General features: G+C 46.0%; 6 protein-coding genes. 1 reads left to right on the top strand and 5 read right to left on the bottom strand.

Annotated elements, in window-relative coordinates; translation table 11 throughout:
* Positions 1–173: 173 nt before the first annotated feature.
* The 5 genes from EWV60_RS08965 to EWV60_RS08945 form a co-directional block, all read right to left on the bottom strand.
* Positions 174–2,528 carry a GH116 family glycosyl hydrolase gene (locus EWV60_RS08965; RefSeq protein ID WP_287231935.1) on the bottom strand — a complete coding sequence of 785 codons (2,355 nt, stop codon included), beginning with the start codon at positions 2,526–2,528 and terminating at the stop codon, positions 174–176.
* Positions 2,529–2,695: 167 nt separating this feature from the next.
* Complete coding sequence (locus EWV60_RS08960) at positions 2,696–3,139, bottom strand: DUF3531 family protein (protein WP_287231934.1); 444 nt, start codon at positions 3,137–3,139, stop codon at positions 2,696–2,698.
* Between the two features lie 297 nt (positions 3,140–3,436).
* Complete coding sequence (locus EWV60_RS08955) at positions 3,437–4,018, bottom strand: CPBP family intramembrane glutamic endopeptidase (protein ID WP_287231932.1); 582 nt, start codon at positions 4,016–4,018, stop codon at positions 3,437–3,439.
* A complete protein-coding gene (locus EWV60_RS08950) occupies positions 4,015–5,073 on the bottom strand; it encodes a DUF3326 domain-containing protein (RefSeq protein ID WP_287231930.1) in 1,059 nt (352 codons plus the stop codon). The genes EWV60_RS08955 and EWV60_RS08950 overlap by 4 nt, the downstream gene beginning before the upstream one ends.
* Positions 5,070–5,246 (bottom strand): DUF8621 family protein, encoded by a 177-nt coding sequence (locus EWV60_RS08945; protein ID WP_002734354.1) that lies wholly within the window; start codon positions 5,244–5,246, stop codon positions 5,070–5,072. The genes EWV60_RS08950 and EWV60_RS08945 overlap by 4 nt, the downstream gene beginning before the upstream one ends.
* 294 nt (positions 5,247–5,540) lie before the next feature.
* On the opposite strand from EWV60_RS08945, the gene EWV60_RS08940 reads away from it, so the two are divergent.
* Positions 5,541–6,095 carry a Uma2 family endonuclease gene (locus tag EWV60_RS08940; RefSeq protein ID WP_287231929.1) on the top strand — a complete coding sequence of 185 codons (555 nt, stop codon included), beginning with the start codon at positions 5,541–5,543 and terminating at the stop codon, positions 6,093–6,095.
* Positions 6,096–6,263: the final 168 nt, after the last annotated feature.

Genomic DNA, 6,263 nt, shown 5'->3' with positions numbered 1-6,263 from the left:
ATGGGATAGAGAGGTGCGTAGTTCACCCAAGGAGAATTAATCTCTCGAAGTAAAAGTGAAAGGAATTTCTGAAATGGAATTCAGTCTGTCTATATTTGACTATACTTTTACTAACTATTACAGTGATTTACCCAGTAAAACCAGATCACCAGTTAGATGGCGATAATCCTGTTTTATCCCTGAAATTCCGTCAAAACCCCATAGATAGCCCAGATAGCCATGGCGCGTAAATAATGACAAGCGCGAAAAGTTCCCACCGATGTAATCGCTTCTGGGGTGCGAAATTGTAGGCCATTTTCATAAATTTGTCGCACCACTGCCTCCGTAATTTGCCATCCTTGCTTTTCCATTCCCATTTGTAGTAAAAAAGCCACCAACCCAAAATTAATTCCTACCCAAACTTCCAAGGGATGAGTTGCCTCGGGATTTTCGGGAGTACCATCGGGTTTTAAACCATTGGCTGCCCCAAATTTTCCCCCATGAAACTTGAGAAAACAAGCCTGATAAATCTTACTTAAAGCTGATTGCGTGTATTGATTTTCTACCACATCCGGCAAAGCCAATAAACGAGCATAAAATTGACCGCATAATTGGTCAGTCATCACCACATCGGAACCACTACCACTATCTAAATTATAATATTCTCCATTCCAGAGAGTCTGATGATAAATAGCGCGAGATTGCTGTAACCAACTGGCAAAAATTGCCGTATCCTCTCCAAGAATTGCCCCAATTTTCAGCGTCGCTTCTAGGGCTGCTATCCACAAACCACCACAATAGGCACTAATTCCCTGTAAACGCCAATCATCAAAGGTTTGGTCTGGTGCGCCGGAATTTTCGGGGATGCCATCGTTATCAAGGTCAAAAGTTTTTAAATATTGCAAAGTCAGAACAATTGACGGCCAACATTCCCGCAGAAAATCCTCATCTTTAGCCCCCGTTAATAAATAATCCCGATAGACTAATAAAACAAAATCACTGCCTAAATCTTTCCAGAGATTACAATCTTGATAACTGGTGTAATTGCTCTTTTGCCAAGGGTGTTCATTGGGTGCGCCTAAATCGTGGGGAGTGGCATTTTTGGTCTTACGAATGGCACTAGCTTGGTTATATCCAATAATCCGAGGAGTGTCGTCACTGCTGGGAATTGCCCTAGCAAAAGCTTCCATGACGGCCTTTTCTAAGCGCGGCCATAACATCAATAACCCAAAGGAACCATAGAGACGCACATCAAGACTTTCATACCAACGATAATCAATACATTCTAACACTCCGAATTGACCAATCGGATCCCGTTCCGTGGCGGCCGTCCAGAGAGTGCCGCCGTCCGTTAACAGGTATAATTCGTTAAATAAAGCCATTTTAAACCAATCGGCCAGATCGCTGCGTTCTAGGATCGGTTTTTGCCAGTTAATAATATTTTCTCGCCATGTATCGCCGTGTTTTAAAGCCGTGCGTACCATCGCCCAAGCATTTTGACCATTGCGACCGAAAAAGTCCGTATAACGACGATAATAGTTAATTCCTTGGGCAAATTCGGTGACTGGTAAATCCCAAGCTAAAATAAAAGGAATTTTGCGAGTTTTCCCCGGACGAATGGTAAAACGAATCGCCATAGCCGTGGCCGTTTCTTCCCCTTTTTGGGCGGGGGTTTCGTCCTCAATATCCGGTAAAGAGCCATTCATGGCGAAATAGTCCCAAACTTCGCCCCCATCGCCCGCAGGGTTCCATTTACCCAGATAGAATACCTCTAGACTCGGATTAGTGATACTAGCAATCGCCATCTGTCCATCCCCTTCCCCGGGGTTTTCGTAATCCCGACGCATTAGACAGCCAACGCGGAAATTATCGACAATCCATTGATTATAATTACCCTCACTTTCCCCCCATTTTGATTGATATTCATAGACGGGACTACCATCATCTCTCACCTTAACCACTGGGGATTTAATCGCGTTAGTAAACCAACCGATTGTATTTTGCCAAGTCAGCATAATACTAATAGTAATCGGTTTATCGGTGGGATTATGAGCCGTCCATTCAAATAGGGCTATAGGATAACTACTTTCTTGATAATTATGCGCCCAAACCGGTGAGAATTGTTCGCAAATTAATTGAGTCTGAAAAACATCTTTATACTCGTACCAACTGCGGGGATAAAGCGCAGAATATGTCCCCTTTTCGGCTGGATACCACGACCAGCGCGATAATGTTCCATCCGTCGGGCTTTCCGTCGCCATAGCGTAGGCTTGGGCGCTTCCGTCTTCTGTTTGTTCAAAAATGCTAAATTGACAGGCTGCAAGGCTATTAAAGCTGTGTTCACCGCCGTCCAGATGCCAGAGGTTAAAGTCACCTTTGGGGGAACGTCCGATGCAACCGGCCCCAAATCCCCCCAGAGGCATCCCATGCCAAGGACCATCATCTAAATTGCTGGCATAGCGGACGCTGTAGGGTTTTTCCCAACCTTTGCCTAGAGGACGTTTCCAAGCAGCGGCGGGAATTTCTGGAAGGGAGACGAGATTAAGCATAGATGTTGTTAAGTGGGGTGTCGGGTGTGGGGTGTCGGGTGTGGGGTGTCGGGTGTGGGGTGTCGGGTGTGGGGTGTGGGAAGAATAAATAAAAATAATCTCCTGTCTCCTGTCTCCTGACTCGGAGAATACAGACCCCACCAAGAAACTTTTTCAGTAAAACCTAATTATTCGCTAAAGAGATAATTACTGCGATCGCTGACAGTCCAATCTTGATTTTCTCCCCCGATAATTAAACGTTTAATATCGACAAAATCCTTACTTAATTGGGTCAAGGCATTGATTAAAATATCCAAAGCAATAAGATCGCTAGTACCGAGATCAAACCAACAACGTCCCCAAGTACCTAAGTATTCAAAATCGGTCATATTGTGCATCGGTGACATAAAGGCATTTTCGACCATATCTGGATCGTATTCCATATAACTAATATCGACTCCCACCTCCTGTACCTGTAGGTTTTCGGCATTGAAAGCTCCTAATTTACCCAAATAAAACCAAGAAGCAAAAACTTCTTCTACATACTGCTGTTCCATATTCGAGGGAACCGTCGAAAATTCCAGCCAAAACCAGACATCAAAAGGATTAAATTCGCGAAATTGCACTTCCATGTTTTTTATAGGAGACAGGAGTAGTCACTGATAACTGAGGCTCTTCGGTTTGTGTTATGCAATGGACGGGGGTTATAAGGGATGAAACCCTTATAGAAACAGACATTACCGCAATTTTTGTCAATTGTTTGCGTCTGGAGCGAACTAATCAATTAAATCTCTTGCCAGATAAGGATTTAGTCGATTTATGCCCCCATATCGAACCATACCAAGTAACGAAGAACCATAACTGATAACTGATTACTGATTACTGATTACTGATCACTGATAACTTACCCACTGATAACTGATAACTGATTACTGATTACTATGCTGTAATTTCCAGAGAAAACTAGCGAGGAGATTGGTGATAATATGAGCGAGGATCGGGATTAATAAATTACCGGTGATGATGACGGTATAACCGAGGGCAAAACCGACAACAGTTGCCCAGATAACATAGGGCCATTGTTGGGAACCGCTAAAATGGAGGATGCCAAAAATTAGACTAGAAACGGTTAAACCAAAGATATTTAAGCCCAAAGCTGGCAAAATCACCCCGCGAAATAATAATTCTTCACTTAACCCCGGCAGTAATCCAATCCAAATTAAATCGGGCCAAGCTAAAGGTTTAATGACTAATTCTAAGTAAGAGTTAGCACTATGGCGATAACTAGACCAAAAACGATAGAGAAGCCCACTAATTCCACTAATTGACCCCGCTAAGGCTAATCCGAATAGGAAATCTGGGAGAGTCCAGCGAATGGCGGGAATAGCGATCGCACCGAAATATTGCCAAACTTTGGCGACTACCAGCAAGATAATCGCCGTTACCGCCATAATGGTGAGGACTTGTGTGCGTGTCAGGGGATCAAATTCGGGATTAGGGGAATTAGTCACGGATTCTCGGATAAACAGCGTAAAGAGTTTAAATTAGGGCGAAGAGATGCGAGGCTAACCCCTGCCCGTTGACAAACGATCGCACTGATCGCCTCTGTATATGAGTGTACCCTAATTGCTTTCACCCCTAGAGGTTCTGGGGCCACCTTCATTCTTGTACTATTTTCTTGCACAGCAATCAGTACAGTTTTTTCTTGACAAAAACTTAAAACTGTGCTAGAGCCGCAGGCACCAGCGGGAACGATCAGCGCGTCCACCTCCCGGCGCCAAATAGCATCGGGACTGGGCTGCTTGACCAATTGGGGGGCGCGACTCAAACCCACCAAAACGCAGGGTAAAAAAGTATAACCGATTTCTTCGGCTGCGGCCTTGGGGGAAAGTTGCGGATCGAGGGGCAGCGGACTTAAAGCGGGGGCGTGGGCTGCCGGTATTTGGAATTGTCGGACCACCAGATGGGAAATTACCGCCTCGGCCCCGGCAAGGGGATCCACCCCCTGACCATGGCGATAATTAGCCAGGGCAATGCTATCGGGATCGTCGGGAAAACGGGCAACAATGGCGATCGCTTCCGCTCGGCCTTGCTTAATCAGTTTTTCTGCCCCCCGCAGCAAGCTGTCGGGATTGCCAATTGTTCCCCAACTGGCCCCGGAGGCTGCCTGTCGCAACTGCACATTTAAGGGGGCATCGGTGATAACGTAATCGGTCAGATCTAAGCCTAGGGTGGCCCGGACAGCATCGGCAGCCTGAAGGTGTCTTTGCAAGAGGTCAAATTCAATGGCGCGATCAAATAGTAACCCGATGCGATTTTGATGGACGGGACTTAATCCCCAATCCCCCCGGGCAAAACGATCTAAAGCGTAACCCTCTACATAATGGGTGTTGGCTAGAGGCCAGTACAGTTGTGCGCCGTTGAGGACATTGGGATGGGTAATTAGGCGATCACAAACTTGAGCGATCGCTTTGGCCACGGGAATGCCATCCCCAGCATAACCGCCAATCGCTGCCCCGATGCCGGTGGGAATAATTAGTACGGCGGTATAGGGACGGGAATTCACGAGGCAGTGGTGACAATCGCTTCGACTTTGACTTGATTATTCTCGGTATCCACTTCTGTGATTGCCCAACGCAAGGGTTCACCCCGTTTGGCTAATTCTTTTTCGATTTCTTGCTGCAGTTGTTGCGGGGTTTCCTGTAGGTCGATTTCGGCACTAATAAAGTGAGTGGTCATGGGAATGGTCTAGAATAGTTATCCCCTCAGTTTATCAAGATTTTGCCCTCTTGCGCTGGTTTATCGGCTCTCTGGGTCAGGAACCACAAAGAGACAAAGGAATGTACCTTTTGGGCGAACGCAGTTCGCCCCTACATTGTGGACAAAATCCGTTACTGTAGGGGCGCAAAGCTTGCGCCCTCCGATCGATTGGGATATTATTCCCACGCAAGTCCCTAAACTGATCACACAGACAATAGGAGAGCCAGAGCCGTTCTCGTACTATGATTAATACTAGGCTTTCCCCTAGAGATTATGATCGCAGTTCCCAACTACATCAGTCCCCAAGAATATCTCGCTATCGAGCGCCAGAGCCAAATCCGCCATGAATACCGACGTGGTTTGGTTTATGCGATGGCCGGCGGTACGGATAATCACGAGCGCATCGCCTTCAATTTTCTCAAAGTCATTGACGAACATTTCGGCGACTCTACAGACTGTCGGTTTCACTCGGGTAATGTCAAGGTTAACTATCAAGATCAGTTTTATTACTATCCCGATGCTTTTGTTACCTGCGATCCTCGCGATCGCCAAGATCGTTACCTGAAACGCTATCCGAAACTGATCGCGGAAGTGCTTTCCCCCAGTACGATTGCTTTTGACAAGGGCGAAAAATTCCAAGATTATCAACAGATAGAAACTTTAGAAGAATATGTATTAATTTCCCAAGAAATCCAGCGCGTGGAATGCCGTCGTCGTAATTCTCTGGGGATATGGGAAACGACTATTTACGAGACCGGCGATCGCGTGATCCTGCCAAGTATTAACCTAGAGTTAGCGATCGCCGATCTCTACCGGGGAATAGATTAAAGTGATAAACACCGTTATCCCGTTGGAAGTTGAAAGGCATCATTGACTAGATAGTTACTAATTCTGTACGCAAATATTGCATCTAGAATTAGCTTTGTACGCTTTGACCCGTACTGGGTTAACTACGAACCTCTCTATCGGATTCCCGCTAAAGGCGGCCTCTCCGAC

The organism is Microcystis sp. Msp_OC_L_20101000_S702, assembly GCF_007095705.1.
Taxonomy (GTDB): Bacteria; Cyanobacteriota; Cyanobacteriia; order Cyanobacteriales; family Microcystaceae; genus Microcystis; species Microcystis ichthyoblabe_A.
This window is presented reverse-complemented; position numbering and strand designations above follow the sequence as displayed.

Bases quoted from the DNA above. Each gene is read 5' to 3' on its own strand.
- EWV60_RS08965 (WP_287231935.1), bottom strand. From the start codon at position 2,528: ATGCTTAATCTCGTCTCCCTTCCAGAAATTCCCGCCGCTGCTTGGAAA.
- EWV60_RS08960 (WP_287231934.1), bottom strand. From the start codon at position 3,139: ATGGAAGTGCAATTTCGCGAATTTAATCCTTTTGATGTCTGGTTTTGG.
- EWV60_RS08945 (WP_002734354.1), bottom strand. From the start codon at position 5,246: ATGACCACTCACTTTATTAGTGCCGAAATCGACCTACAGGAAACCCCG.
- EWV60_RS08940 (WP_287231929.1), top strand. From the start codon at position 5,541: ATGATCGCAGTTCCCAACTACATCAGTCCCCAAGAATATCTCGCTATC.